1 protein-coding gene and 1 pseudogene are annotated in these 741 nt (G+C 75.2%); both read left to right on the plus strand.

What is annotated here, in order from left to right:
• On the plus strand, positions 1–549 hold a 549-nt coding region (locus tag AN216_RS00305), incomplete at its 5' end, for an ADP-ribosylglycohydrolase family protein (RefSeq protein ID WP_139140816.1).
• Positions 550–554: 5 nt separating this feature from the next.
• Positions 555–741, plus strand: a pseudogene (locus tag AN216_RS00310) (ADP-ribosylglycohydrolase family protein); the annotation flags it as partial.

The raw sequence follows: 741 nt of genomic DNA on the forward strand, positions 1-741 counted from the left end.
GTCGCGGCGGCACACTGCCCCGGGGCGACGGCGCGCTCGGTGGTGGAGGCTGCGCTGTCGCTGGCGAAGGACGGCACCCGGGACGCCATCGAGGCGGTCTGCGCGGAGGCCGAGCGGCACGACGACTTCGAGAGCGCGCTGCGGCCGTTGCGGGAGGCGGTCGCGCCCTTCGACACGGTCGGTCCGGAGTACCGCGCCCCGTCCCTCGGCGCCCGGCGGCCGTCCCGGCTACACGCCATCGAGGAACTCCCGGTGGCGCTCGGGATGCTGCTGGTCGGTGACGAGGACTACCGGCACACCGTGCTCGGGTCGGTGAACTACGGCCGGGACTGCGATTCCATCGCCACCATGAGCGGCGCCCTCGTGGGCGCGCTGCGCGGAGCCGGTGCCGTACCGGCGGAATGGAGCGACGAGGTGGCCCGGGCCAGCAAGCTCGACCTGCACGCTCCCGCGGCGTCCCTGGCGGACGTCACCCGGGAGGTCTTCACCCTGGACCAGGGTCGCAGGGCGCGGCACGAGGCCGCCTTCTCGGCGATCGCGGGGCTGTGATCGCGATGACGCGGCGACCGGAGCAGACGGAACGACCGGATGGGGCGTCGTCCGCGGACGAGGACGCGGCGCCGCTGCGGCTGAGCTGGGTGCAGCCCGAAGACCTGGTGGGTCACGAGCTGCGGCAGGCGGACGAGGACGGCCGGGACGCCACCGCCGTACGACGCCGCTGGCAGGCGGCCGGTGGCGCCC

This window comes from Streptomyces oceani (genome assembly GCF_001751245.1).
GTDB classification, from domain to species: Bacteria; Actinomycetota; Actinomycetes; order Streptomycetales; family Streptomycetaceae; genus Streptomyces; species Streptomyces oceani.